General features: G+C 70.2%; 27 protein-coding genes. 12 read left to right on the top strand and 15 right to left on the bottom strand.

Annotated elements, in window-relative coordinates; genetic code table 11:
- Positions 1 to 138 precede the first annotated feature (138 nt).
- Positions 139 to 318: a hypothetical protein gene (locus AB0G04_RS01895; protein ID WP_360974736.1), complete on the bottom strand. Its 180-nt coding sequence runs from the start codon at positions 316 to 318 to the stop codon at positions 139 to 141.
- A 64-nt stretch (positions 319 to 382) separates the two neighbouring features.
- Here AB0G04_RS01895 and AB0G04_RS01890 point away from each other — a divergent pair, with 64 nt between their 5' ends.
- Entirely contained in the window at positions 383 to 709 is a 327-nt protein-coding gene (locus AB0G04_RS01890; protein ID WP_360974733.1) for a translation initiation factor 2, read from the top strand.
- Positions 710 to 1,182: 473 nt separating this feature from the next.
- Here the strand turns inward: AB0G04_RS01890 and AB0G04_RS01885 are convergent, their stop codons facing one another.
- A complete protein-coding gene (locus AB0G04_RS01885; RefSeq protein ID WP_360974730.1) occupies positions 1,183 to 1,638 on the bottom strand; it encodes a hypothetical protein in 456 nt (151 codons plus the stop codon).
- 210 nt (positions 1,639 to 1,848) lie between these two features.
- Here AB0G04_RS01885 and AB0G04_RS01880 point away from each other — a divergent pair, with 210 nt between their 5' ends.
- Together AB0G04_RS01880 and AB0G04_RS01875 are read left to right on the top strand one after the other, a co-directional pair.
- Positions 1,849 to 2,283, top strand: coding sequence for a Fur family transcriptional regulator (locus AB0G04_RS01880; protein WP_360974727.1), 435 nt, complete (start codon positions 1,849 to 1,851; stop codon positions 2,281 to 2,283).
- 79 nt (positions 2,284 to 2,362) lie between these two features.
- Positions 2,363 to 3,217, top strand: a complete 855-nt coding sequence (locus AB0G04_RS01875; RefSeq protein ID WP_360974724.1) for an oxygenase MpaB family protein — start codon at positions 2,363 to 2,365, stop codon at positions 3,215 to 3,217.
- A 132-nt stretch (positions 3,218 to 3,349) separates the two neighbouring features.
- Here the strand turns inward: AB0G04_RS01875 and AB0G04_RS01870 are convergent, their stop codons facing one another.
- From AB0G04_RS01870 to AB0G04_RS01840, 7 genes are all read right to left on the bottom strand, one after another.
- Positions 3,350 to 4,201, bottom strand: a complete 852-nt coding sequence (locus AB0G04_RS01870; RefSeq protein ID WP_360974721.1) for a PD-(D/E)XK nuclease family protein — start codon at positions 4,199 to 4,201, stop codon at positions 3,350 to 3,352.
- Positions 4,202 to 4,342: 141 nt separating this feature from the next.
- Positions 4,343 to 4,960, bottom strand: coding sequence for a MarC family protein (locus tag AB0G04_RS01865; protein ID WP_360974718.1), 618 nt, complete (start codon positions 4,958 to 4,960; stop codon positions 4,343 to 4,345).
- Positions 4,961 to 5,011: 51 nt separating this feature from the next.
- Positions 5,012 to 5,866 carry a PHP domain-containing protein gene (locus tag AB0G04_RS01860; RefSeq protein ID WP_360974715.1) on the bottom strand — a complete coding sequence of 285 codons (855 nt, stop codon included), beginning with the start codon at positions 5,864 to 5,866 and terminating at the stop codon, positions 5,012 to 5,014.
- Positions 5,867 to 5,905: 39 nt separating this feature from the next.
- Positions 5,906 to 6,721, bottom strand: a complete 816-nt coding sequence (locus AB0G04_RS01855) for a PH domain-containing protein (protein ID WP_360974712.1) — start codon at positions 6,719 to 6,721, stop codon at positions 5,906 to 5,908.
- A gap of 9 nt (positions 6,722 to 6,730) precedes the next feature.
- A complete protein-coding gene (locus AB0G04_RS01850; RefSeq protein ID WP_170153748.1) occupies positions 6,731 to 6,889 on the bottom strand; it encodes a hypothetical protein in 159 nt (52 codons plus the stop codon).
- 130 nt (positions 6,890 to 7,019) lie between these two features.
- The gene (locus AB0G04_RS01845; protein ID WP_360976210.1) at positions 7,020 to 7,682 is read right to left on the bottom strand and encodes a DUF6758 family protein; all 663 of its coding nucleotides are present in this window, start codon (positions 7,680 to 7,682) and stop codon (positions 7,020 to 7,022) included.
- Between the two features lie 78 nt (positions 7,683 to 7,760).
- The gene (locus AB0G04_RS01840; RefSeq protein WP_360974708.1) at positions 7,761 to 8,393 is read right to left on the bottom strand and encodes an RNA methyltransferase; all 633 of its coding nucleotides are present in this window, start codon (positions 8,391 to 8,393) and stop codon (positions 7,761 to 7,763) included.
- Between the two features lie 521 nt (positions 8,394 to 8,914).
- Here AB0G04_RS01840 and trxA point away from each other — a divergent pair.
- The 4 genes from trxA (at position 8,915) to AB0G04_RS01820 (ending at position 12,594) form a co-directional block, all read left to right on the top strand.
- Positions 8,915 to 9,373 (top strand): thioredoxin, encoded by a 459-nt coding sequence (gene trxA, locus AB0G04_RS01835; protein WP_360974705.1) that lies wholly within the window; start codon positions 8,915 to 8,917, stop codon positions 9,371 to 9,373.
- Between the two features lie 125 nt (positions 9,374 to 9,498).
- Positions 9,499 to 11,430 carry an intein-containing Rv2578c family radical SAM protein gene (locus AB0G04_RS01830; protein ID WP_360974702.1) on the top strand — a complete coding sequence of 644 codons (1,932 nt, stop codon included), beginning with the start codon at positions 9,499 to 9,501 and terminating at the stop codon, positions 11,428 to 11,430.
- An 86-nt stretch (positions 11,431 to 11,516) separates the two neighbouring features.
- Complete coding sequence (locus AB0G04_RS01825; protein WP_360974699.1) at positions 11,517 to 11,924, top strand: CoA-binding protein; 408 nt, start codon at positions 11,517 to 11,519, stop codon at positions 11,922 to 11,924.
- Between the two features lie 109 nt (positions 11,925 to 12,033).
- Complete coding sequence (locus tag AB0G04_RS01820) at positions 12,034 to 12,594, top strand: DUF4190 domain-containing protein (RefSeq protein WP_360974696.1); 561 nt, start codon at positions 12,034 to 12,036, stop codon at positions 12,592 to 12,594.
- A gap of 48 nt (positions 12,595 to 12,642) precedes the next feature.
- On the opposite strand, the gene AB0G04_RS01815 is transcribed toward AB0G04_RS01820, so the two are convergent.
- The 3 genes from AB0G04_RS01815 to AB0G04_RS01805 all read right to left on the bottom strand — a co-directional run bounded on the left by AB0G04_RS01815 (position 12,643) and on the right by AB0G04_RS01805 (position 15,292).
- On the bottom strand, positions 12,643 to 13,455 hold the full coding sequence (locus AB0G04_RS01815) for an SDR family NAD(P)-dependent oxidoreductase (protein WP_360976207.1): 813 nt from the start codon (positions 13,453 to 13,455) through the stop codon (positions 12,643 to 12,645).
- A 233-nt stretch (positions 13,456 to 13,688) separates the two neighbouring features.
- Positions 13,689 to 14,306, bottom strand: a complete 618-nt coding sequence (locus AB0G04_RS01810) for a hypothetical protein (protein WP_360974693.1) — start codon at positions 14,304 to 14,306, stop codon at positions 13,689 to 13,691.
- 80 nt (positions 14,307 to 14,386) lie between these two features.
- Positions 14,387 to 15,292, bottom strand: a complete 906-nt coding sequence (locus AB0G04_RS01805; protein ID WP_360974690.1) for a DMT family transporter — start codon at positions 15,290 to 15,292, stop codon at positions 14,387 to 14,389.
- A 135-nt stretch (positions 15,293 to 15,427) separates the two neighbouring features.
- Here AB0G04_RS01805 and AB0G04_RS01800 point away from each other — a divergent pair, with 135 nt between their 5' ends.
- Complete coding sequence (locus tag AB0G04_RS01800; RefSeq protein ID WP_360974687.1) at positions 15,428 to 16,126, top strand: HAD family hydrolase; 699 nt, start codon at positions 15,428 to 15,430, stop codon at positions 16,124 to 16,126.
- Between the two features lie 151 nt (positions 16,127 to 16,277).
- Positions 16,278 to 16,772 (top strand): hypothetical protein, encoded by a 495-nt coding sequence (locus AB0G04_RS01795; protein ID WP_360974684.1) that lies wholly within the window; start codon positions 16,278 to 16,280, stop codon positions 16,770 to 16,772.
- 17 nt (positions 16,773 to 16,789) lie between these two features.
- On the opposite strand, the gene AB0G04_RS01790 is transcribed toward AB0G04_RS01795, so the two are convergent.
- The gene (locus AB0G04_RS01790) at positions 16,790 to 17,674 is read right to left on the bottom strand and encodes a PhzF family phenazine biosynthesis protein (RefSeq protein ID WP_360974681.1); all 885 of its coding nucleotides are present in this window, start codon (positions 17,672 to 17,674) and stop codon (positions 16,790 to 16,792) included.
- A 27-nt stretch (positions 17,675 to 17,701) separates the two neighbouring features.
- Between AB0G04_RS01790 and AB0G04_RS01785 the strand changes: the two genes are divergently transcribed.
- The 3 genes from AB0G04_RS01785 to AB0G04_RS01775 are packed head-to-tail and all read left to right on the top strand — an operon-like array spanning position 17,702 to position 20,676.
- Positions 17,702 to 18,973 carry a CBS domain-containing protein gene (locus AB0G04_RS01785; RefSeq protein ID WP_360974678.1) on the top strand — a complete coding sequence of 424 codons (1,272 nt, stop codon included), beginning with the start codon at positions 17,702 to 17,704 and terminating at the stop codon, positions 18,971 to 18,973.
- A 47-nt stretch (positions 18,974 to 19,020) separates the two neighbouring features.
- Positions 19,021 to 19,476 carry a DUF1003 domain-containing protein gene (locus tag AB0G04_RS01780; protein ID WP_360976204.1) on the top strand — a complete coding sequence of 152 codons (456 nt, stop codon included), beginning with the start codon at positions 19,021 to 19,023 and terminating at the stop codon, positions 19,474 to 19,476.
- Between the two features lie 48 nt (positions 19,477 to 19,524).
- Positions 19,525 to 20,676, top strand: coding sequence for a P-loop NTPase (locus AB0G04_RS01775; protein WP_360974675.1), 1,152 nt, complete (start codon positions 19,525 to 19,527; stop codon positions 20,674 to 20,676).
- Between the two features lie 210 nt (positions 20,677 to 20,886).
- On the opposite strand, the gene AB0G04_RS01770 is transcribed toward AB0G04_RS01775, so the two are convergent.
- Together AB0G04_RS01770 and AB0G04_RS01765 are read right to left on the bottom strand one after the other, a co-directional pair.
- Positions 20,887 to 21,300 (bottom strand): preprotein translocase subunit TatB, encoded by a 414-nt coding sequence (locus AB0G04_RS01770; protein ID WP_360974672.1) that lies wholly within the window; start codon positions 21,298 to 21,300, stop codon positions 20,887 to 20,889.
- 70 nt (positions 21,301 to 21,370) lie between these two features.
- Positions 21,371 to 22,630 carry a trypsin-like peptidase domain-containing protein gene (locus AB0G04_RS01765; protein WP_360974669.1) on the bottom strand — a complete coding sequence of 420 codons (1,260 nt, stop codon included), beginning with the start codon at positions 22,628 to 22,630 and terminating at the stop codon, positions 21,371 to 21,373.
- Positions 22,631 to 22,673: the final 43 nt, after the last annotated feature.

Here is a 22,673-nt window from a genome sequence, read left to right as displayed (position 1 = left end):
GTGCGTGCAGCGGCACAGATACGGCGAGTCCCAGAGTCGGCGAAGTCCCGCGGTGGCGCGTCCCGCGTCGCGCACCCCGGATCGCGCACCCCGAAGGCGCGCATCCCGGAGTCGCGGTGTCGGCGAGGCCGGAGAGGCTCAGTCCCAGTGCGGCGGACGGTCCTGGATCAGACGGTCGTCGTTCGACCAGGAGGGCTCACCCCAGCCGCGCTCGGTGTCGTCCCGGGTCTGCTCGGGCAGCACCGGAGCCTCTTCGGACTCGAAGTCGACCTCGCGCTCCGCGTCGTTGTCACGCTCAGGGTCATCAAGGATGTCCACGACTATGAGGGTAAGCCGAGAGCGGCGCGGTCGTCGTCCCCCTCCGGTTGTACCGTCGGTGAACGTGAGTTCCCCCACCGATGTCCCGGACGACGACGCGTACTGGCAGCGCCCTGATCCGGCTGCCGAGCCGCCCCGCCGGAGTGAGCATCCGCCCTCGTCCAGGGCTGCCGACTATCCGGGGCCGCCGCGCGCCGAACCGCCTCCGGCCGGATGGCGCCCGCCGACGATCGCGCATCCTCCCCCGCCCCGCCGCATGCCGCCCCAGGACTTCGAGGCGCTCGACGAGGCGGAGGGTTCGGCGCGCACTGTCACTTACGGCGTCGGCTTGGTCGCCGGAGCGATCGCCCTGATCGTCGTCTGCCTGCTTTGCGCCCGGATCGTCTTCTGACCGACACCGGGACAGGGGCCACCGGCGATCCCGGCAACGCCTCAGCGCAGGACCGCGCGGCCGGGGCACGCGGAACAGTCGCGAGTCCGCGCGATGAGCAGTCGCGAGTCCGCACGACGAGTGGTCGCAGGTCCACGCGACGAGTGGTCGCAGGTCCACGACGAGTAGTCGTTAGGCCGGGAACCGGGCCGCTCACGTCCGCGCAGCAGTCCACCGAAGTGCAGGCCCGGCATGAGCTGCCTGAATTACGGGCTGGGACAGCTCGAAAGACAAAGTCCGCCCAGGCGCGGAGGGTACGAGCCGCTCGATAGCGGAGCCCGAGCCCTTCGGCCTGGACGGACTGCTCGGTGTTTCCCGGCCGGTGATCACGGCAACGCAACATGGCCAGCAGCCGGGTGGGTTAAGTCCTGGCAGTCATGATCCGTCCGGACCCGGCGGCCGGCGTGGGCCCGAGCCCGGTGGTCAAGGTCCGGTCAGTAGGTGCCCCACACGGCTGTCGCACCCGAGTCGCCGGTCTGGAACAGGTACCAGGCGCTGAGGCCGGCCAGCACCAGCAGGACCACGGCGAATCCCAGGTCGGCGATCTTCGGCAGCGCGCGGGGATTGCGGGCGGTGAGAACGAACAGGATCAGGCTGAGGACGCCGAGCGCGAGCGTCAGCCAGAACGTGATGTCGCCGTTGTTCATGTGTCCGTCGAGGATGACCTTGCCTGCCGGCGAGACGCGTTCCTCACGGAGCAGGCGGGTGTAGAACTCGGTGCCGGACAGCTTGGTGATCAGCGCAGCGACCGGGGCGACGACGGCCAGTGATGCCACCGCCCAGCCGATCCGGGGGCGCAGCGCGGCGACGAAGCCGTAGACGACGGCGCCCAGGCCCAGCAGGGGCACGAAGATGACGGCGGCGTGCAGCACAAGGACATGTACTGGCAAACCGTTGACCTGGTCTAACACCATTCCTCCTCGATCCGGGCCGTGGCATTGATCCGGGCGGTGGCCATCCGGAGTGACCGCAAGCTTAGGGATCGTCTGACGGCGCAACTATCCCGTGGGCAAGTCGTGATCGAAACGCGCTGTACGGAGCGCGCGGGTATGGCCACGATCCGGGTTGGTGAATCGGTGGTGTCGTGTTGTCATGGACTCATGTCGACCGGCGCGGAACTGCTGCGTGAGCACGGGTTGCGCGTCACCCGTCCACGTCTCGCCGTGCTCGAGGTGCTGAACGGCGGCGGCCATCTGGAAGTCGACGAGATCGCCCACCGGGTACGGTCCCGCCTCGACTCGGTCTCCACTCAGGCGATCTACGACGTACTCGGCGCACTGACCCGGGCCGGCCTCGCCCGGCGTATCGAACCGGCCGGCAGCGCCGCGCGCTACGAGTCCCGTGCCGGCGACAATCACCACCACATCGTCTGCCGCGGTTGCGGTGCGATCGCCGACGTCGACTGTGAGGTCGGCCGGCGACCGTGCCTGATGCCGGCCGAGGTACACGGCTTCGACCTCGACGAGGCCGAGATCACCTTCTGGGGCCTGTGCCCGGCCTGCAAGGCCCGACGCACGGCCGACATCGCCTCCTGAGCCTCGGGCAGGCCCGGCTTGTGAAGCCGGCCCCGCCGCCATCCTGCCCCGCGCCGCCGGGCGTGGCACGCTGGAGAGCATGGCGGGAGACGTCGGGCTGTTCGGACCGGATTCGGTCACATGGAAACTGCACCAGGAACCCATCCTGTTGCTCGGCGGCCTGCGGTCGCTCTATCTGCAGGCGCTGCATCCGCGGGCGGTGGCCGGGGTGTCACAGAACTCGGGTTACCGCGCCGATCCGTGGGGCCGGTTGGCCCGTACCTCCGACTACGTCGGCACGGTGATCTTCGGCAGTAGCGAGGAGGTCGAGCTGGCCGCGAGCCGGCTGCGACGCCTGCACGCCGGGATGTCGGCGGTCGATCCGAGGACCGGTGAGCGGTTCCGCATCGACGAACCCGATCTGCTCCGCTGGGTGCACGTGGCCGAGGTCGAGTCGTTCCTGACCACGGCGGTGCGGGCGGGGGTGCGGCTGTCCGCCGAGGAGGTGGACCGCTACTACACGGAACAGTTGCGGTCGGCCGAGCTGGTCGGTCTGGATCCCTCGACCGTGCCGTCGACCGCTGCCGAGGTGGCGGACTATTTCGAGGAGATGCGCCCGGAGCTGTCCTTGACCCGGGACAGCGCGGAGGCGGCCTTTTTCCTGACCGTGCCGCCGGTGCCCGAGACCTGGGGTGGGCTACCCCTGCGCCTGGGGCTGTCGCTGGGTCCGGCCCGCTGGGCCTATTTCGGTGTCGCGGGCACGGCGATCGGCCTGCTGCCGGCCTGGGCACGCAAGATGTACGGCGGACTCGGCTGGCCGACCACCGACCTGGCCGCCGGCCTCTCGGTCCGCGGCCTGCGGGCCGTGATCGCCGCGGTGCTGACCACGCTCCCGGCCCAGTACCGGGTGCCCCCGCTACGCCGCGCAGCCATGGAAAGAGCCGGCCTGGCCTGACCGAGCGCGCCGATCCGGGCGGGCCTGACAGGCGAGGGAGCAGGATCTACCCAGCCTGACCGGCCTACCCGGGTTGGCGGGAGGCAAGGTTTACCCGGTCGGACCGGCCCGCCCGGTGGGCGGAAGCAGGATCTACCCGCTCTGACCGGCCTGCCCGGTTGATGGGCTCAGGTGCTCGACGGCTGTCCACGGCTCCTTGGCCACGGCATCGGCTCCGGCAGGACAGACCTTGCGGAAGTCACACCACCCGCACAGCGTCCCCGGGTTGACCGGGAACTCGGCGTCCGGATCAGCCCCGGCCGCCACCGCCTTCTCGGCGGCCATGATGTCCTGCGCCGTCTCCTCCGCCCGCCGGACCTGCCGGGCCAGGGACTCCTCGGTGTGCTCGTGGGTCACCACCGTCCCGGTCGGCAGGTGATGCAGCTCGACGCGTCGGCAGGGTCGCCGGAACATCCGCTCGGTGGCGAACGCGTACAGGGCCAGCGCCTGTGATCCGCGGGCGTCGTCGGCGGAGAGCCCCGAGCGTCCGGTCTTGTAGTCGACGATCACGGCTTCGGGACCGGACTCGCCGGCCCTGGTGTCGATCCGGTCGGCCCGGCCGTTCAACGCGAGAACCGCGGTCTTGGCGGCGACGACGCGCTCGACTCCGAGTGGCTCGTCCTCCGGGTCGAGGGTCGCCACATAGCTCTCCAGCCAGTCGAGCGCCCGGCGGTAGACGGCTCGTTCCTGGTCGACGTCGCGGTAACCCTCACGGACCCAGGTCGCCTTGAGCAGGGTGGGCAGCGCCTCGGGTGCCCGGCGTTCGGCGGGCAGCATGTACCAGTTCTTCAGCGCGGTGTGGACGCTGGCGCCGAGCGAGTTGTGCGCCCAGGGTGGCCCCTTGGGCGGGACCGGCCGATCTACATACGAATACCGGTATCGCCGTGGGCAGTCCGTATATGCCCCGAGCTTGCTCGGCGTGCAGACGAAGAGCCGCTCGGGCATGCCGGCGAAGCCTAGCTGCTCGGGAACCGCTGACCTGGTGGCACGGGATCGGGTGGGGGGCACGCGACCATCCTGCCAGCACCCCCTGACAAATCCCCACAACCGCCCTGCCGGCCCCTCCCGGCAAAACCGACGGCACCGTCAGGGCAGAGCGGTGTACGACTTGACGAAGGCGAACACCGCGTCGGCGATCAGCTGGACCGCGATGGCGGCGAGGAGCAGGCCCGCGATGCGGGTGAGGACCTCGATGCCGGCCGGGCGCAGCAGTCGCACGATGGCGCCGGAGAAGCGCAGCACGAGCCAGACGCAGGCCATCACGGCGAGGATCGCGGCGGCCAGCACCAGGTACTCGTCGGGGCCCTCGGCCCGCTGCACGAAGAGCATGGTGGCGACGATGGCACCGGGCCCGGCCAGCAGCGGGGTGCCGATCGGGACGAGAGCGACGTTGGTGGTGCCGGCCTGTTCCGACGGCTCGTCGGTCTTTCCGGTGAGCAGTTGCAGGGCGACCAGGACGAGCAGCAGGCCACCGGCCGCCTGCAGGGCCGGCAGCTGGACGTGCAGGTAGTCGAGCAGAGTCTGCCCGGCGACGGCGAAGCCGATGATCACGCCGAGGGCGAGCAGCACAGCCTGGGTGCCGGCCCGGTTGCGGGCTTTCGCGGGCAGGGAGCCGGTGAGCGCGAGGAAGACCGGGACCATGCCGGGCGGGTCCACGATGACCAGCAGCGTCACGAAGAATTCGCCGAACAGCTTGAGGTTCACCCGAGCAGGTTAGGGGTCGTCATCCGCGGGCGCAGGCTGGTGCGGCGAGCGTCACCCGAGCACCGGTACTCCGGTGGCGGCGGAGACGATCTTCTCGTACGCCTCGGGGTCGGTCTGGAAGGCACCGAGCTGGACAGTCTTGTGCGTACCGTGGAAATCGGACGACCCGGTGACGACCAGGCCGAGCCGTCCGGCCAGCGCCCGCACCTGGGCCCGCTCGGCGGGTGAGTGATCCTCGTGGTCCGCTTCCAGGCCGAAGAGCCCGGCCTCGGCGAGGTCGGCAATCAGCTCGTCCGGCACCACACGTCCACGCTTGGACGCCCGCGGGTGGGCGAAAACGGCCACCCCACCTGCCTCCCGCACGGCCCGGACGGCATCGAAAACATCAAGATCAGACTTGGGTACGAAGTATCGCGCGCCGAGCCAGGTGGAGGCGAAAGCCTCGCTCGTGGTCTTGACGAGTCCGGCTCTGATCAGTGCCTGCGCGATGTGCGGCCGCCCCACCGAGCCACCGGCCGCGTATCCGTGCACCTCTTCCCAGGTGATCGGCACCCCGTCGGCCCGCAGCTTGATGACGATCTGCTCGGCGCGTTGCTCGCGGTCCTCGCGCAGCCGGGTCAGTTCCCCGGCGAGCGCCGGCTCGGCCGGGTCGAAGAGGTAGGCGAGCAGGTGGAGCGGGATGCCGGGTTCCACGCCGTGCCACCGGCAGGACAGTTCGGCGCCGCGCACCAGCCGTATGCCGGGGGGCCGGGCCGCGGCAGCCTCGGCCCAGCCACCGGTGGTGTCGTGGTCGGTGATCGCCATGACGGCCAATCCGGCGGCCGCTCCGGCCCGGACCAGTTCGGCCGGGGTGAGCGTGCCGTCGCTGGCAGTCGAATGGCAGTGCAGGTCGATACTGGTCATCACCGTCACGCTACCGCTGGACGCCTCCGGAGGAGGCATCTGTCAGGCGTCGTCGCCCTCGTCGTCCTTGCCGAGCCGGGCCTCGACGGCCTGCGGTTCGTACATCTCCTCGACGACGCGCAGGTAGAGCTCGTTGGGGTTGGGCAGGTGCTTGACCTCGCGCAACGCCTGATCCTGACCGGCTGACTCGAGGACGAACGTGCCGTAGCTCAGCATGCGGCCGAGGGCGGACTGCTCGTATTTCATGTCGGTCACCCGCAGGAGGGGCATCATCGCCACCTTGCGGGTGATGATGCCGTTGACCACCATCACGCGCTTGTTGGTGAGGATGAACCTGTCGAAGTACCAGTCGAAGACCTCCCAGGCCACCCAGCTGATCACACCGAGCCAGATGAGAACCGCGACGGTCACCAGACCGTCGACGTCCTGCTTGGTGAGGAAGCCGGCCAGATAGCCGAGAAGGAGCGTGGCCGCGGCGCCGATGCCGATCGGCTTGGCGAGGTGGATCCAGTGCCGTTTCCACTCGCCGCGGTAGCGCTCGGTCGGGAACAGGTAACGGGCGACAAGTGTGGTCGGCTCGTCCTCCAGGGGGAGGAAGCGCCGCGGGCCACCGCCGCGGTCCAGGCCCTCGAGTTCCTCGGCGGTGAAGCTGGGCGCCTCGTACTCGTCCGTCTCGTCGAAGACGTCGTCGGCCGAGCGGCGGCGCCGCGCATACGCCGGGTCGTCCTCATAGGGATCGCCGTCCGTGAAAGCAGGACCGTCGTCCAGAGCGGGGTCTCGCCACCCGTAGCTCTCGTCGTCGTCCTGAGGGCGACGTGCACCCTCACCTCGCGGGTCGCGCGGCTCACCAGGATCCATGTAGAGATGCTATGCGACGAGGTCGGTGAAGAAAGTGCCGAAGCCCTCGGCGATGTCAGCGATCGTGCCTCCGAGTGACTCGAACACCGCCGCGGCCGAGCTCGGGTTGAAGGCGATGAAGAAGATCAAGAATGCAATGCCAAGCCAGGTGAGGACCTTCTTGATCATGGCGGGCCTTCTCCTCCGGTGCGGGTTGCGTTCAGCGCCGCGGCAATACTGACGGTATCAGCTTCGTCGCTTCGTGTGAACAAAGTGGCCAGAAAGTCGATTGCCATAGCTGCAGGTCAACACCTAGGGATTAGGCCCGGCCATGCAGATAGGGCGACGGCGCTCCGAACACGAGCTCAGGCGGCACGCCCTCGGAGAGGTCGTGCAGGACGACGTGCTCCGCGAGAAGATAGCCCGCGCTCGCGGGCCACGCTACCGCATAGAGCCACATTCCTTTTGCCTCACTCACGTAGGCGCTGCGATCCTCAGGTGACTTGACACACCACAGTGGAGTGGGGTGCCCAGCCGCCTTGATCTTCGCATGTGGACCGGCGTGCGAACCACGGTCCGCCAGCGCTTCGGAGAGCAGGTGTCCGGGGTCGATCCCGGGTATCCCGGCGAACCGGGTGCCCAGGCCGACACCGGGCTGTTCCGCGATCAGGACCAGGTCGGCCGGCCCGCCCCCGAGAGGTTCCGGGCCGCTGCAGGCGAGGACCGTGGCGCGGACCCCGAACCGGTCGTCACCCGACCAGCCGACCCCGGTGACCATCCACCCGGACGGCAACGGCCAGGGACACCAGAGCGGTGTCCGCTCCGCGCTCGACGCCGACTCCCGCAGCACCGTTCCGACTATCTCCGCGCTGATGTGCTCGGCGACGTGGAACGGCGGAACGTCGCCACAGTTGTCGCACCGCCAGCTGCTGTGCATCAGATCCGGCTTCCGGACCTGTGCAGTGCACCTAGGGCAACTCACCGTGACACCCACACTCCATACCGTGTCGGTCGCACGGCGCGACGTCAAGCGAATCGGCCGAAGACGGGCCGATCCGGGTCACCCGGGAGGTGGGCCGGCGTGCTGACGGATCCAGGCGTGCATGGCGATACCGCTGGCGACACCGGCGTTGATCGAGCGGGTCGAGCCGTACTGGGCGATCGAGAAGAGCTGGGCGCACGCCTTCCGCGCGGGATCGGACAGGCCGGGGCCCTCCTGACCGAAGAGCAGCACGCACCGCACCGGCAGCACGGTCGACTCCATCGGGCGGGAACCCGGCAGGTTGTCGATACCGATGATCGGCAGATCCGCCTCCGCGGCCCACGTCACGAAGTCCTCGATCGACGGGTGGTGACGCACGTGCTGGTACCGGTCGGTGACCATGGCGCCACGGCGGTTCCACCGGCGCTGGCCGACGATGTGGACCTCGGCGGCAAGGAAGGCGTTCGCGTTGCGTACGACCGTGCCGATGTTGAAGTCGTGCTGCCAGTTCTCGATCGCCACGTGGAACCCGTGGCGGCGGGTGTCGAGGTCGGCCACCACGGCCTCGCGGGTCCAGTAGCGGTAACGGTCGACCACGTTGCGCCGGTCGCCGTGCTCCAGCAACTCGGGGTCCCAATGGTCGCCGGCCGGCGGCTCGCCCTCCCACGGGCCCACGCCGACCTCGGTGGATTGGTCCTCGCCCACGGTCATGGGGCGTTAGGCTACCGATTCGGCCGCGCGACACCACGAGGTGATCGGGAACGGCGGAAGCACCCCGGAATCGGCACGGGACAAGGCGCCGGAATTTTCGGCAGGAGACGCAATGAGCGGCGGGGCCCTCCCCGGCACCCGCCGCCCACGCTCTGTTCTGACAGAGTTTGCCTTACCGTCCGTATCCATGTGAAGGACTTTCAATTGTGAGCCAGCTCACTTTTAGGTTAGTTAACTGTTTACCCTCCTTCACGGGATCGCTCCCACGGACGCTTCGCAGCCAGGGCAAATCACCTAGATCACACGATCAAGTACGGAAACATCAACTCAATCGTGTCAGCAACCGGACACCGAGCGCCTACTTTCAGTTACGATAGGGCGCCCGTGTCGTTTGCGGGTACGGACCCGGGCCCGACCCGAGAGGGTGCCGCACGACACGTGTCGGGACGCTCGGCACGGGAATGATGAATGGGTACCCGGAGTTTCACCCGACGAAAGCGATTCCCGCAGACGGAGGCATCATGGCGACGGTTACGCTGACCGCAGCGAACTTCGACGAGGTCACCAGTAAGGACGGCATCGTCCTGGTCGACTTCTGGGCCAGCTGGTGCGGGCCCTGCGTCCGCTTCGCGCCGACCTACGAGCGCTCCTCGGAGAAGCACCCGGAGATCACCTTCGGCAAGGTCGACACCGAGGCCGAGCAGCTGCTCGCGGAGAAGTTCGGCATCCGCTCCATCCCCACGATCATGGCCGTCCGCGACGGTGTCGTGGTCTTCGCCCAGCCCGGCGCGCTCCCCGAGCCCGCCCTCGAGAGCCTGATCGAGAAGGTCGAGGAGCTCGACATGGACGAGGTGCGCGAGCAGATGTCCGCACACCGCAAGGGCGCGCACAGCGAGCCCACCGAGCCCGCCACGACCACCGAGCCCGCCAAGACCGCCGAGGTGGCGGCCGAGGAAGAGCCGGCTACGGCACGCGGCTGACGACAGCTCGATCGAGAAGGCCCGTGGATCGCCCGATCCGCGGGCCTTCGTCGTACGCTCCCCTTTGTACACCTGTTCGAGGAAGGTCATGGACACGGCATAGAACGTGTGTTCGAATATCCGCCATGCGATGGTCCAACCTGTCGGCTCGGCCCGACGACGGCTCGCTCCTGGACAGGGCGGCGCCGGCGGCTCCACCCCTGCCGCTGGCGCTGCCCGGCGCGACCGTCCGCACCTTCGACACACCCGGCTTCGCGGGCATGACGTTCTACGAGATCCGCGCGAAGTCCCTGATCAACCGGGTGCCGGGCACGTCCGCCGTGCCGTTCGAGTGGACCGTCAATCCCTATCGTGGCTGTTCCCACGCCTGCACCTACTGCCTCGCCGGCGACACCCCCATCCTGCTCGCCGACGGCTCAACACGGCGGCTGGCGGAGATCCGGCCCGGGGACGCGGTGATGGGCACCATGGGCGCCGGTGCCCACCGCCGTTACGTGCCGACCACGGTGCTCGACCATTGGCAGACCACCAAGCCCGCGTTCCGGGTGACTCTGGCCGACGGGACCCGCCTGGTCTCCAGCGGCGACCACCGCTTCCTGACCGACCGCGGCTGGCGGCACGTCAGCCCGGCCGAGCCGCACCAGCCGTCGCTGGCCGTCGGCGACCTGATGTCCGGGGTGGGCCGGTTCGCCGACTCCCCCAAGGAGTCGCCCGACTACCAGGCCGGATTCGTCTGCGGCCTGGTCCGCGGCGACGCGGCCGACGGCGGCACGGCCACCGAGAGCGACGCCTGGATCCGGGCGGACGGCTATCTCGACAACGTCTCCCTCACCGAGGCGGTGCGCTGGCCCGAGCTGCCCACCGGTGACTGGTTCCGCGGCTTCCTGGCCGGCGCGTTCGGCGCGGTGGGCCGCACCGACCGGCTGGCCGTGGTCTTCGAGAGCAGTGACCCGGCCTACCTCCGGCGGGTGGCGGAGGCGCTGACATGCCTGGGGCTGGCCGCCCGCGGACCGGGCCGGGTCCGGCCCGGCTGCGTCGGCCGCGTGGAGACCGAGCGTCACCTCGAGGCCGCGCTGCGATTCCGGCACGCGACCGGGGCGTCGATGCGGCCGCTGGACGCCTCCGGGGTGGGTGTGCGCCGGGAGCGCCGGCTCGCGGTGGCCGACATCGAGGAGCTCGGGCTGACCCTGCCCCTGTTCGACATCTCGACCGGCACGGGCGACTTCATCGCCGACGGCGTGGTCAGTCACAACTGCTTCGCCCGCAACACCCACACCTACCTCGACCTCGACTCCGGACACGACTTCGACACCCGCGTCGTGGTGAAGGTGAACGCCGGTGAGCTGATCCGCCGCGAGCTGGCGGCACCACGGTGGTCCGGCGCACCGATTGCGATGGGCACCAACGTCGACGTCTACCAGCGGGCCGAAGGCCGTTACCGGCTCATGCCGGAGATCCTGGCGGCGCTGCGCGACCACGCCAACCCGTTCTCCATCCTCACCAAGGGCACGCTCATCCTGCGCGATCTCGACCTGTTGCGGCAGGCGGCCGCGGTGACCCGGGTCGGGGTGTCCTTCTCGGTCGGCTTCGTGGACGAGACGGTCTGGCGCTCCGCCGAACCCGGCACCCCGAGCCCGCGGCGCCGGCTCGACGCGGTTCGCCGGCTCACCGACGCCGGCTTCCGGGTCGGCGTGCTGATGGCCCCGATCCTGCCCGGCCTCACCGACACCGAGGAGTCGATCGACGAGACCGTGGCGCAGATCGCCGCCGCCGGGGCGACCGGTGTCACTCCGCTCCCGCTGCACCTGCGCCCCGGCGCCCGGGAGTGGTACGCGGCGTGGATCGGCCGGGAGCATCCCCAGCTGCGGCCGCGGTACCGCGAGCTCTTCGGCAACGGCTCCTACCTGCCCCGGGCCTACCAGGACGAGATCAACGCCCGGGTCCGGATGGCGGCCCGCCGGCACGGTCTGCACCGGCCCTCACCCGTGGCAGCCCGCGAGGTGGCCGCCGGGCCGGCTCCGCGGCCGTCCCACGGTGACCAGCTGAGCCTGATGTGAGGGGCCTGAGGTGAGGGGGTGGGGTCCGGATGGCGAGTGACGTGCACGGAAAGCCACCCAACCGGAGCACGACATAGAGTCGACTGATGCGGAATGCTCAGCAAATCCTGGCCGAGGCACAGGTCATCGCGGTGGTGGGAGCGTCCCGCGATCCTTTCAAGGCGGCGCACACCGTGCCGCTGCAGCTGGTCCAGCACGGTTGGCGCGTCATCCCGGTCAACCCCTTCGTGGACGAGGTGTTCGGCATCCCCGCGGTGCCGTCACTGGCCGACCTGGATGAGCCCGTCGACCTCGTGAACGTCTTCCGCCCGGCTCGCGACGCCGTGGAGGTGGTCCGGCAGGCGGTGGCGATCAAGGCACCCGCGGTCTGGCTGCAGAGCGGCATCGTCTCGGCGGAGGCGCGGCGGATCGCCGAGGAGGCCGGCATCGACTACGTCGAGGACCTGTGCATCGCCGTCGAGCGCGCGGTCGGCAGGCACACCAGGCTCTCCTGACCCGCTGGGGAAAGCGGTCGAAAAGCCGTCGTCACGTGGTGACACGCACTCGTACGCTGTCTGCGTCCTCCGCCGCATGTACGGTGCGAGGACTCGAGGAGGACGTTCCATGACCTATCCCCCGGCCAGCGGGCCGCCGGATCCATACCAGCCGGTGCAACCACCACCCTACGACCCGACGATGCCGTACCCGCCGCCCTACGCGCCGTCGAGTCCGGCACCGTCGAGCGGCCCCGGCGCGTACCCGCCGCCACCGGCCGGTTACGGCGCACCGCCGCCGGCCTACGGACAGCAGCCACCGGCCTACGGGCCGCCGCCCGGCTACCCGCCGCCGCCCGACAAGTCCCCGTTCGGCCAGCCGCCGCCCGGCTACGGCGTTCCGTACCCGCCCTACGGCGCGGCCCAGCGCACCAACGGCCTGGCCATCGCGTCGCTGGTCTGCTCCATCGCGGGGGTGCTGACCTGCATCAGCGCGCCGGTCGGAGTCATTCTCGGGCACGTCGCGAAAAAGCAGATCCGGGAGACCGGCGAGGACGGCGACGGACTGGCCACGGCCGGCCTGTGGGTCGGTTACATCCTGTCCGCCCTGGGTCTGCTCGCCATCATCTTCTACGTGGTGGTGATCATCGCGGCCATCGGTTCCGGCGCCGCGAACTCCTCCAGCTTCTGATACGACAGGTGGACCGGTCCTCTCCTGGACCGGTCCACCTGTGTCGTCTCAGCGGAACTGGGCCTCGCGGACGCTGTTGCCCCCGTCGACGACCAGCATCTGGCCGGTGATGTACGACGCTGCCGGCGAGCAGAGGAACGTCACCGCGGCCGCGACCTCGTCCGGCGTCCCGGGCCGGCCGATCGGCGTACCCAGACCCTGTTTGATCTCGGTCACCGTCGAAGCGGCCGTGTAGATCGTGCCGGGTGCCACGCAGTTGACGTTGATCCCGTCGGCGACCAGCTCCATCGCCAGGGCGCGGGTCAGTCCGACCACACCGGCCTTCGCCGCCGCGTAGGCGGCCTCGGTGGGCAGCGCGTTCACCGGTCCGGCGGTGGCGGCCAGGTTCACGATCCGGCCCCAGCCCCGCTCCGACATGCTGCCGCAGAACGCCCGGCTGCACAGGAACGCGGTGCTCAGGTTCCGGTCGATCTCGGCCTTCCACTCGTCGTAGGTGAGCTGAGCCACCGGACGGAGCACCTCGGGACTGGCCCGGCTCGCCAGACCGGCGTTGTTGACCAGCACCTCCACATCGCCGAGCTGATCCGAGATCGCGTCGGCGAGGGCACCGACCTCGGACTCGTCGGTGAGGTCGGCCACGAAGCCGGTCACACCGAGCTCGGAGGCGCGGTCGTGGATGCGGCGGGTGGTGGAGACGATCGCCACCCGGGCGCCGAGATCCCGCAGGCGGCGGGCGGTCGCGTACCCGATGCCGTCCGGACTGCCCGCACCGGTCACCAGCGCGACCTTGCCGTCCAGGCGCAGGGTGACGGGCGCGTCGCCGGTCACCTCCACGAGCTCGGCCTCGACGAGGTCCTGCATCTCATTGCCGGACGGGCGATCCGGGTCGCCGCCGGACGTGCCGGAGCGTGGTGGTCGACCGGCGGCGGGGCGTGTGGTGTCGCGCCGGGACGGACTGCCCCCGGTGGAACGGGCGTCGAAGACCATGCGGCGATCCTGCCTGGTCCGGCAAGCCGGGGCAAACATCGTGTCACTGTGGCGTTCCCGGCGCCGTCGTCCGGCACGGTGCGAAACGGCATCCGGAGAGGCGGCGATCAGCCCGTGGACAGGGGGCGGACCGGGCCTTCCTCGACGAAGACCAGCGGCGCCTCGTCACCGTAGCGGGCGAGGAAACCGATCCTGGTCGCCTCGAGGTCACGGGTGCCGATCTCGAGGCCCACCCCGTCGTGCCGGCTGCCCACCGTGGTTATCCGGAGGCCCTGCTCAGCCCAGTAGGGCAGGTCGGCCACCACCCGATCGTGCCAGCCGGTGAGTTCCGCCACCGCATGGGCGGCGTCGCGCACCACCACGCAGGAGTCCTCGGCCGCGACCCGGATGAAGTCGTCGAACTCGGCCGAGGGAACTCGGTACACGATGGCTCGTACCCGCGCCTGATCGACCTCGAGCCCGGCGAAGCTGGCGGCGAACCGCTCACGCCCGCCCCGGTCGATCCGTTCCATCGCGGCGGCGAGCCGCGGCGGTGTGGTGGGCATGCGCTGGGAGCCGGCGGTCGTGTACTGGGCCGGGCGGCTGAACTCGCAGCCGGCCGTCCGCCAGCCACCGGTCAGCCCGGCCTGCCGCTCGGCCTCGTCTCCGTCGTTCTCACCACAACCGGGAGCCGTCATGACGAGCGCTCCGGCGAGCAGCAGCCGGACCACTCGTTCGCGATGCATCGCATCCCCCTTCAATACCCGCCCGGGTCAACGAGCGCCAAGTGCCGACGTTCCGTCATCGGCGGAGGGAAATGCTGACATCAACGACGAATTAGCCTAAAAGAGGCTTGCCCCAGGATGACGACCGCCACCCCCGCCACCAGCAGGAACAACCCCGGCAGTGACTCGGCCCGGGGCACCTGACCCAGCCACCACCAGGCGAGGAACGCCGCACCCGGCACCTCCAGCAGGATCAGCACGCTGACCGTCGTCGCCGAGGTGTGCTGCAGCGCGTAATTGAACATCGAGTGCCCGAGCAGCTGTGCGCCCGCCACGAGAGCCAGGATCGCGGCCCAGGTGCGGTCGTTGTAGCCATGGAGCTGTACGCCGAACGCCAGGCACACCCCGAGCAGCACGATCCCGCATGTCCCATAGCAGATCCAGGTGTACGTGGTGGTGCTCAGCTCGGCCCGGGCCCGCTCACCGAATGCCGTGTAGACCGCCGCCGCAAGCGCCCCCAGCAGTGCCAGCACGTCGGCGAACACGGCTTGCGCGGAGACCCCCAGGTCGACGCCGGTCGCCCAGGCCGCCCCGGCCACCGCAAGCCCGATGCCGAGCCACTGCGCGGACGTCGGCCGCCGGCCCTGCGCCGCGGCGATCAGGCCCTGCCACACCGGCTGAGTGGCGACCAGCGCGGTCGCGGTGGCCACCGACCCGAGCTGCACACTCGGCATCCAGGTGGCGAAATGCGCGGCCAGGGTCAGTCCCGCCAGCACGCACAGCAGCCCGGCCCGGCCACGCGCCGCACCGCGGACCTCGGCCCGGCGCGGCCCGAGGGCGATCGGGGTCAGCACCAGCGTGGCGAGACTGTTCCGCCAGAACGCGATGGCGAGGGCGGGCGCGGTCGCGAACGCGATGAGCGGCGCGGACGACGACACGGCAAGCACCGCGACGGTCAGCGCCAGAGCGGTCGGCACCGCCACTTGACCTGATGAGCGCACATTCATCCCCGGCCATCGCTTCTTGCGGGGCGATACCGGGCAGTTGGCAAGTGTCTATTGGCTGACAGTGACGGAATCGCTACAGTCACCGACGGCTCACTGACGGTTTCCACCCCTTCGATGTCCAGGAGGACGATCTGCATGCCCGCGTACCGTGCGGTCGTGTTTGACTTTTTTGGCACCTTGACCCGATCTGTGCAGCGCGGTCCGCAACACGCCGCCATTGCCCGGTCGCTCGGTGCCGACCCGGAGGTCGTCACCGGCGTCCTCGATCGAACCTTCCGGGCCCGTGCCTGCGGCCGCTACGGCTCCGCCGAGGCAACCCTACGCTGGGTGATCGAACAGGCCGGCGGCCGTCCACGTCCCGGCGCCATCCGGGCCGCCATGCCGGCCAGGGTCGATGCGTTGCGGGCCGACACCCAGCTGCGACCGGACGCGGTCAGCGCCCTCATCGCCATCCGGAGCCGGGGCGTCCGCACTGCCGTGGTGAGCGACTGCACCCACGAGCTCCCCGCCTTCCTGCCCGGCCTGCCGGTGGCTCCGCTGCTGGACGCCCAGATCTACTCGGTCGAACTGGGGGTCTGCAAACCCGACCCGGAGATCTACCTGGCCGCTTGCGATCGGCTCGGCGTCGACCCGGAGGATTGCCTGTACGTCGGCGACGGTGGCAGCCACGAACTGACCGGCGCCGCCGCGGTCGGCATGACCCCGGTCCGGCTGGCCGCCCCCGACCTCGCCAACCACCTCGTCTTCGACGCCGACACCAACTTCGCCGGCCGTACGGTCCGCTCCCTCACCGACGTACTCACCCTCGTCGACCCGGTCCCGGCTCTCCTCTGAACGCGGCGTCCGCCACGGACGACCTCCGGGCCGCGGTGACCTGTCCCGCGGGCCGCCACACCCCCAGCCGTACAACTCGCATGTCAACGCAGCCCGGAAAGCTAGCTGCGGTACGGCCGGCGGTGTGCGGACGGCGTGGGAGGATGGCCCGGTGAGTGCTGGAGTGCTGGAAGAGGCGATCAAGAAAGCGGCGATCGCCTGGATCTCCGTGGCGGACCAGCCGGCCTATGCCCTCTGGTGCATGCCGGTGGAGGCGTCGCTGGCGGTCGTCAGTGGTCACGGTGAGCAGTTCGCCCCGGGGCTGGCCGAGGCGCAGCGTGCCACGGTCCGGCTCCGCGGTGATCACGGCGGTCTCATCGTGGTCACCGAGGCCAGCGTGACCAGGCTCATCCCGGGCTCGGACGAGTGGGCCGAGATCGCCCCGCAGCTCGCCGGCAAACGCCTCAACGCCAGCGGCAGCGCCGAGGAGGTCGTGGCCCGCTGGGCAGCCGACGACTGCGCTGTCGTCCTGCTCACCCCGGCGACCGAGACCGCGGCCGGCGTCGCCGATCTCCCGGCCGGCTCGAACGCCGAGCCACCCCGGGAGACCCCCGCGAGAGTCGAGACCCGCAAACCGTTCCGTCTCCACCGGGTCACCAAGCGCTGACCGCCCCCACCCTCGGGTCAGCCGATGAAGGGCGGGACGGCGATGCGGCCGGCGGCCACCGGATGGACGTGGCCGGTGACGGTCGCGGCGGTGGCCACGCCGCCGGTCGCGGTCACCGTGCAGTCGAGGCGGGACGGGCGCTTCATCTCCACGCCCTGGTGGATCCGGTAGGTGGAGGTGCCGTCGCCCGGCAGGCGGCCGGCGGCGACCAGCCACACCCCGAGGCCCAGAGCTGCCGAGCCGGTGGCCGGGTCCTCGTCGACGGTCCAGGTGGAGGAGAAGACCCGGGCGTGGGCCTCGGTACCGGACCAGGCGAACACGCTCAGGTCGGCGCATCCCGCCTCCTCGGCGGCCCGTGGATTCACGCGGACCCGGGCGAGCGCCTCCCGGCGTACCGGAAGAAAGATCCAGTCGAGACCGCAGCCCGCCGATCGCGGGGCAGCCACGCCGCCGGGGGAATCGCCCGCGAAGTCGGCGGCGGTCAGACCCGCCGCGGCGAGCAGGGGCCCCGGGTCGAGCTGATCGCCGAGGCGGGGCGGAGCGCCGGTGAGGGTGGCCGCGCCCGCGGCGGTGACGGTGAGCGGCAGCAGCCCGGCGCCGCACTCCTGGACCACCGGACCGGCGCCGAAGAGGCCGCGGCGCATCGCGGTGACCGCCGCACCGACGCTCGGGTGCCCGGCGAACGGCAGTTCCAGGGTCGGCGTGAAGATCCGGACGCGGTACGTGGCCTCGGCCGTGGACGGCGGGAGCAGGAAGACCGTCTCCGAAAGATTGAACTCGGCGGCCAGCGTCTGCATCTGACCGCTGGCCAGGTTCGCACCGTCGAACACCACGGCCAGCGGATTGCCGGCGAACGGCCGATCCGTGAACACGTCGACGATCTCGTACGCCACTCCTGACATGTCCGGACCCTAACCTAGTCTGGGGGCGTGACCATGGGGACGAGGGTTTACCTGGCGCGCCTCGCCGGTCTGCCGGTGTTCGACCCCAACGGCGATCGTGTCGGGCGGGTCCGGGACGCGGTGGTCCGGCTGCGCACCACGCATCGTGCGCCGCAGGTCGTCGGCCTCGTCGCCGAGATGGCTCTGCGGCGCCGGATCTTCCTGCCGATCGGGCGGGTGACGAACATGGATGCCGAGGCGGTCGTGCTCGGGACGGGTTCGCTGAACCTGCGCCGCTTCGAGAAGCGGCCGAACGAACTACTGGTCCTGGAGGACCTGCTGGACCGCCGGGTGACCGTGCTGCCGGAGCAGGGCGAGGGGCCGGACCACACCGCCACCGTGCTGGATCTCGGCATGGAGCTGAACCGGAACACCGAGTGGATCATCACGCGGGTGGCGGTCCGGGAGCACACCGGGCGGCTGACCCGGCGCGGGCATGTCTACCAGGCCGAATACGACCGGATTCGCGGTCTGGTCGGTCCGGCCGACGCACAGGGCACCGCCAACCTGATCGCGCTGCTCGACCAGATGCGCCCGGCCGACGTGGCCAACGCGCTGCAGGACCTTCCGGATCCCCGCCGCAACGAGGTGGCCGCCGCGATGAACGACCGGCGGCTCGCCGACGTGCTCGAGGAGCTGCCGGAACACGACCAGGTGGAGATCCTGGTCGCACTGGAACGGGAACGCGCTGCCGACGTGCTGGAGCGGATGGACCCGGACGACGCCGCCGACCTGCTGGCCGAGCTGCCGAAGACCGAGCAAGCGGTGCTGCTCGACCTGATGGAGCCGGAGGAGGCGGCCCCGGTGCGCCAGTTGATGAGCTACCGGCCGGGCACCGCGGGCAGTGTGATGACCTCGGAGCCGGTGATTCTCACCCCGGACGCCACGGTGGCCGAGGCGCTGGCCCGGATCCGGAACGCGGAGCTCTCCCCGGTGATCGCCGCCCAGGTTTTCGTCGCCCGTGCGCCGAACGCCACACCTACCGGAAGGTACCTGGGCATGGTGCATTTCCAGCGACTGTTACGAGAGCCGCCGGCTTCGATGGTCGGCGCGCTGGTGGACAGCGGGATCGATCCGTTGCGGACCGACACCGGGCTGCTCGAGATCACCCGGCGGATGGCGACGTACGACCTGGTGGCGATGCCGGTGGTGGACTCGACGAACCGGCTTCTCGGCGCGGTCACCGTCGACGATGTGCTCGACCATTCGTTGCCGCGGGACTGGCGTGATCGCGACGCCCACGACGAGGGGGCCGCGTGAGCGAGCAGCGCAGGGACCGGCTCGACCAGCCTCGCGACCCGGGCCGGATGCAGCTGCCGAGATTCGATCCGGAGGCGTTCGGCCGCTGGTCGGAGAGCATCGCGCGGTACATGGGTACGGCGAAGTTCATCGTCTACATGACGGTGCTGATCGCCGCCTGGTTCGCGTGGAACACTCTGGCGCCGAAGCCGCTGCGGTTCGACCCGTACACGTTCACGTTCCTGACCCTGATGTTGTCGCTGCAGGCGTCGTACGCCGCGCCGCTGATCCTTCTGGCACAGAACCGTCAGGCGGACCGGGACCGTCTCGCCATGGAGGAGGACCGCCGCCGTGCCGCCCTGCAGAAGGCGGACACCGAGTTCCTGGCCCGGGAGATCGCCGCGCTGCGGATCGCCCTGGGTGAGGTGGCGACCAGGGACTTCCTGCGGTCGGAGTTGTCCCGGCTGGCCGACGAACTGGACGAGGCCGCCCAGCGCCGGGAGAAACGGGCGCGTACGGAGTGAGTCTCACCTGACGGAGAGCGGCTCTGACCTCGACGTAGCATGGCAACCATGTCCGCTCCCGCCAACACGCTCGAGGACGCGATCCAGGCCGCTCTGGCGACCGTGGACGACCCCGAGATCCGCCGCCCGATCACCGACCTCGGCATGGTTGCCGGCTTCACTGTGAGCACCGGCCTGGTCAAGGTCGATCTGCTGCTCACCGTTGCCGGCTGCCCCCTGCGGGACAAGCTGACCAACGACATCACCGCCGCCGTCACGAAGATCCCCGGCATCGACCGGGTCGAGATCAACTTCGGGGTGATGACCGACGAACAGCGCAAGGCGCTGCAGACCACCCTGCGCGGCGGCGGCGAGTCCGCCGAGCCGGTCATCCCCTTCGCCCAGCCGGGCTCCCGGACCAGGGTGTACGCGGTGGCCAGCGGCAAGGGCGGTGTCGGCAAGTCGAGCGTCACCGTGAACCTCGCCGCGGCCCTGGCCAAGCGCGGCCTGTCGGTCGGTGTGATCGACGCGGACATCTACGGCCACTCGGTCCCGCGGATGCTCGGTGTCGAGGGCCGGCCCACCCGCGTCGAGGAAATGATCATGCCGCCGCAGTCGCACGGTGTGAAGGTGATCTCGATCGGCATGTTCACGGCCGGCAACGCCGCGGTGGTCTGGCGCGGCCCGATGCTGCACCGGGCGCTCCAGCAGTTCCTCGCCGACGTCTACTGGGGCGACCTGGACGTGCTGCTGCTCGACCTGCCGCCGGGCACCGGCGACGTGGCCATCTCGCTCGCCCAGCTTCTGCCGAACGCGGAGATCCTGGTCGTCACCACACCGCAGATGGCCGCCGCCGAGGTCGCCGAGCGGGCCGGTGCGATCGCGCTGCAGACCCACCAGCGCCTGGTCGGTGTGGTGGAGAACATGTCGTGGCTGGAGCTGCCGGACGGCTCGCGCATGGAGGTCTTCGGCGCGGGCGGCGGCCAGACCGTGGCCGATTCGCTGAGCACCACCATCGGCGCCCGCGTCGAGCTGCTCGGTCAGATCCCGCTGGACACCCGGGTGCGCGAGGCCGGCGACGGCGGCACCCCGATCGTGCTTGCCGACCCGGACGCTCCGGCCGCGAAGGCCCTCGACAGTGTCGCCGACAGGCTGGCGGTCCGCCGCGAGTCCCTGGTCGGCAAACCGCTGGGCCTGATGGTCAACGCCAAGCGAGCCTGACTCGGCCACCACCAAGCGCGCTTGGCTCAGTCACCGCCAAGCGCGCCTGGCTTGGTCACCCCAAGCGACTTGACGGTCACGACACCGCAATTTGCCGCCGGTGAGATGGCAAGTGATTTTCCGACGCCCGCCGGGTTTGCGGGTGGCGGAAAATCGCCTGCCATCTCACCGGTTACAAGGCAAGTTGCCGCGGAGCGAAGCGAAGCCATCCTAAGTAGCGTCGAGGTCGTAACGCTGCGCCGGTCGAGGAGCCTCGGCCGGCGCCGCCGTCTGTGCGGCCGACTTGAGGTCGGCGGCCTTGGCCACGTCGGAGAGCTCGGTCTTGACGCCGTTGAGGTCCTGCTTCACGTCGTCGAGGAGACTCTGCAGAGGCTTGCGGATCGCCGCCTCGTCTTCCTCGCTGAGCAGATGCTTGCGGATGAACGCCTTGGGATGCAGGTCCTCGAGCTGGATGTCGGTGCCCAGCTCACGGCTCAGGTCGCTGGTTGCGTTCTGGGCCATGCTGCGCAGGCCACGTAGCATGCGGAGCCCGTCGCCGATCACCTTGGGGAGCCGCTCCCCGAAGATCAGGAGCGCCAGCAGCAGCAGCGCGCCGATCTCCCACCAGTTCAGATTCTCGAACACGTCCGGCCTCCCAGGTTTCCCGGGCCAAGGGTACGCACGCCCGCTGTTCGATCGCAGCCCACCCGGACCATCAATTGGTGTCCGCGGCGAGGGTCACCGAGGCCGATGCGGTCCTTGTGCCACGGCGGTACTCGACGGCGACGACGGAGCCCGGTGCGTACTTGCGGACCATGGCGATCAGGCTGGTCCCGTCCTCCAGTGGACGCCCGTCAAGCTTGGTGACCACGTCGCCGGAGCGCAGTCCGGCGGCCGCGGCCGGGCCGGCCGGTTCCACCGAGCGCAGCCGGGCGCCCGAGGCGGACTCGCCGGTGATCACTTCGGCGCCGATCACGGTACGGCGGGCCTTGCCGGTGTCGATGATGTCCTCGGCGATCCGTTTGGCCTGGTTGATCGGGATGGCGAAGGCGAGGCCGATGTTGCCGGCCTCGGTGGTGCTCCCACCGACCGACCGGATCACCGAGTTGACCCCGACGACCTGGCCGGACGCGTCCACCAGCGGGCCGCCGGAGTTGCCCTGGTTGACCGCGGCGTCGGTCTGGATGGCCGCGTAGTAGCGCTTGGTCCCGGTCTCCTCGCCCGCCAGGATGGTCCGGTCGAGAGCGCTCACGATGCCGGCGGTCACGGTGTTGACGAGCGCCAACGGTGAACCGAAAGCGAGCACCGGGTCACCGACGGCGATCTCGTCGGAGTTTCCGAGGCTGACCGGGACCAGCCCCTCCTTTGCGACTTTGATCACTGCCAGGTCGGACTCCGGGTCCCGTCCGACGAGCTTCGCGGTGGCCGTGGAACCGTCGTGGAAGGCGACCGTGAGGGTGTCGTCGGCGCCCTCGACCACGTGGTCGTTGGTGATCACATAGCCGTTCGCGGACACCACGAACCCGGAGCCGATCGCCCCGCTGACCCGGACCGTCACGACGCTCGGCTGGACCCGCTCGGCAACGCCGGCGAGCGACTCGGGAGCACGCTGCGCGGACTCGGGAGCGTTCTCCCCGGAGCCGCCGAGCTGGGTGCGAGCGGCCGAGGCGTAGCCGCCCTTGACCGCGAAAACGAACCCGAGAGTGCCGCCGACACCACCCGCCATCAGGGCCGTGAGCAGGCAGATCAGCAGGATCGGGCCGATCCGGCGGCGCGGCGCGTCGGGGTTGGGCGGCGTCTCGAGCCGTGGCCCGCCGGATGACGGGGAGGACGGCAGCACGATCGCCGCCGGCGCGTAGGGATCACGCCACGGGTCCGCCTGCCCGCCGGACCACCAGGGTGACGGCTGCGGCGTCTGTGGCGGCTGACCGGGGGGTGGCGCCGGCGGGCGGCTCCAATTCCAGCCGTCGGTCACGTCGGTGCCTCCACTCCGCTCGACCGGCTCCGCGCATCCAGGA

The organism is Actinoplanes sp. NPDC023801 (assembly GCF_040639655.1).
Classification (GTDB): Bacteria; Actinomycetota; Actinomycetes; order Mycobacteriales; family Micromonosporaceae; genus Actinoplanes.
This window is presented reverse-complemented; position numbering and strand designations above follow the sequence as displayed.

Coding starts and splice junctions, on each gene's coding strand:
- AB0G04_RS01880 (WP_360974727.1), top strand. CDS start 1,849: ATGTCGACCGGCGCGGAACTGCTGCGTGAGCACGGGTTGCGCGTCACC.
- AB0G04_RS01875 (WP_360974724.1), top strand. CDS start 2,363: ATGGCGGGAGACGTCGGGCTGTTCGGACCGGATTCGGTCACATGGAAA.
- AB0G04_RS01870 (WP_360974721.1), bottom strand. CDS start 4,201: ATGCCCGAGCGGCTCTTCGTCTGCACGCCGAGCAAGCTCGGGGCATAT.
- AB0G04_RS01855 (WP_360974712.1), bottom strand. CDS start 6,721: ATGGATCCTGGTGAGCCGCGCGACCCGCGAGGTGAGGGTGCACGTCGC.
- AB0G04_RS01850 (WP_170153748.1), bottom strand. CDS start 6,889: ATGATCAAGAAGGTCCTCACCTGGCTTGGCATTGCATTCTTGATCTTC.
- AB0G04_RS01840 (WP_360974708.1), bottom strand. CDS start 8,393: ATGACCGTGGGCGAGGACCAATCCACCGAGGTCGGCGTGGGCCCGTGG.
- trxA (WP_360974705.1), top strand. CDS start 8,915: ATGGCGACGGTTACGCTGACCGCAGCGAACTTCGACGAGGTCACCAGT.
- AB0G04_RS01830 (WP_360974702.1), top strand. CDS start 9,499: ATGCGATGGTCCAACCTGTCGGCTCGGCCCGACGACGGCTCGCTCCTG.
- AB0G04_RS01825 (WP_360974699.1), top strand. CDS start 11,517: ATGCGGAATGCTCAGCAAATCCTGGCCGAGGCACAGGTCATCGCGGTG.
- AB0G04_RS01820 (WP_360974696.1), top strand. CDS start 12,034: ATGACCTATCCCCCGGCCAGCGGGCCGCCGGATCCATACCAGCCGGTG.
- AB0G04_RS01815 (WP_360976207.1), bottom strand. CDS start 13,455: ATGCAGGACCTCGTCGAGGCCGAGCTCGTGGAGGTGACCGGCGACGCG.
- AB0G04_RS01810 (WP_360974693.1), bottom strand. CDS start 14,306: ATGCATCGCGAACGAGTGGTCCGGCTGCTGCTCGCCGGAGCGCTCGTC.
- AB0G04_RS01805 (WP_360974690.1), bottom strand. CDS start 15,292: ATGAATGTGCGCTCATCAGGTCAAGTGGCGGTGCCGACCGCTCTGGCG.
- AB0G04_RS01800 (WP_360974687.1), top strand. CDS start 15,428: ATGCCCGCGTACCGTGCGGTCGTGTTTGACTTTTTTGGCACCTTGACC.
- AB0G04_RS01790 (WP_360974681.1), bottom strand. CDS start 17,674: ATGTCAGGAGTGGCGTACGAGATCGTCGACGTGTTCACGGATCGGCCG.
- AB0G04_RS01780 (WP_360976204.1), top strand. CDS start 19,021: ATGCAGCTGCCGAGATTCGATCCGGAGGCGTTCGGCCGCTGGTCGGAG.
- AB0G04_RS01775 (WP_360974675.1), top strand. CDS start 19,525: ATGTCCGCTCCCGCCAACACGCTCGAGGACGCGATCCAGGCCGCTCTG.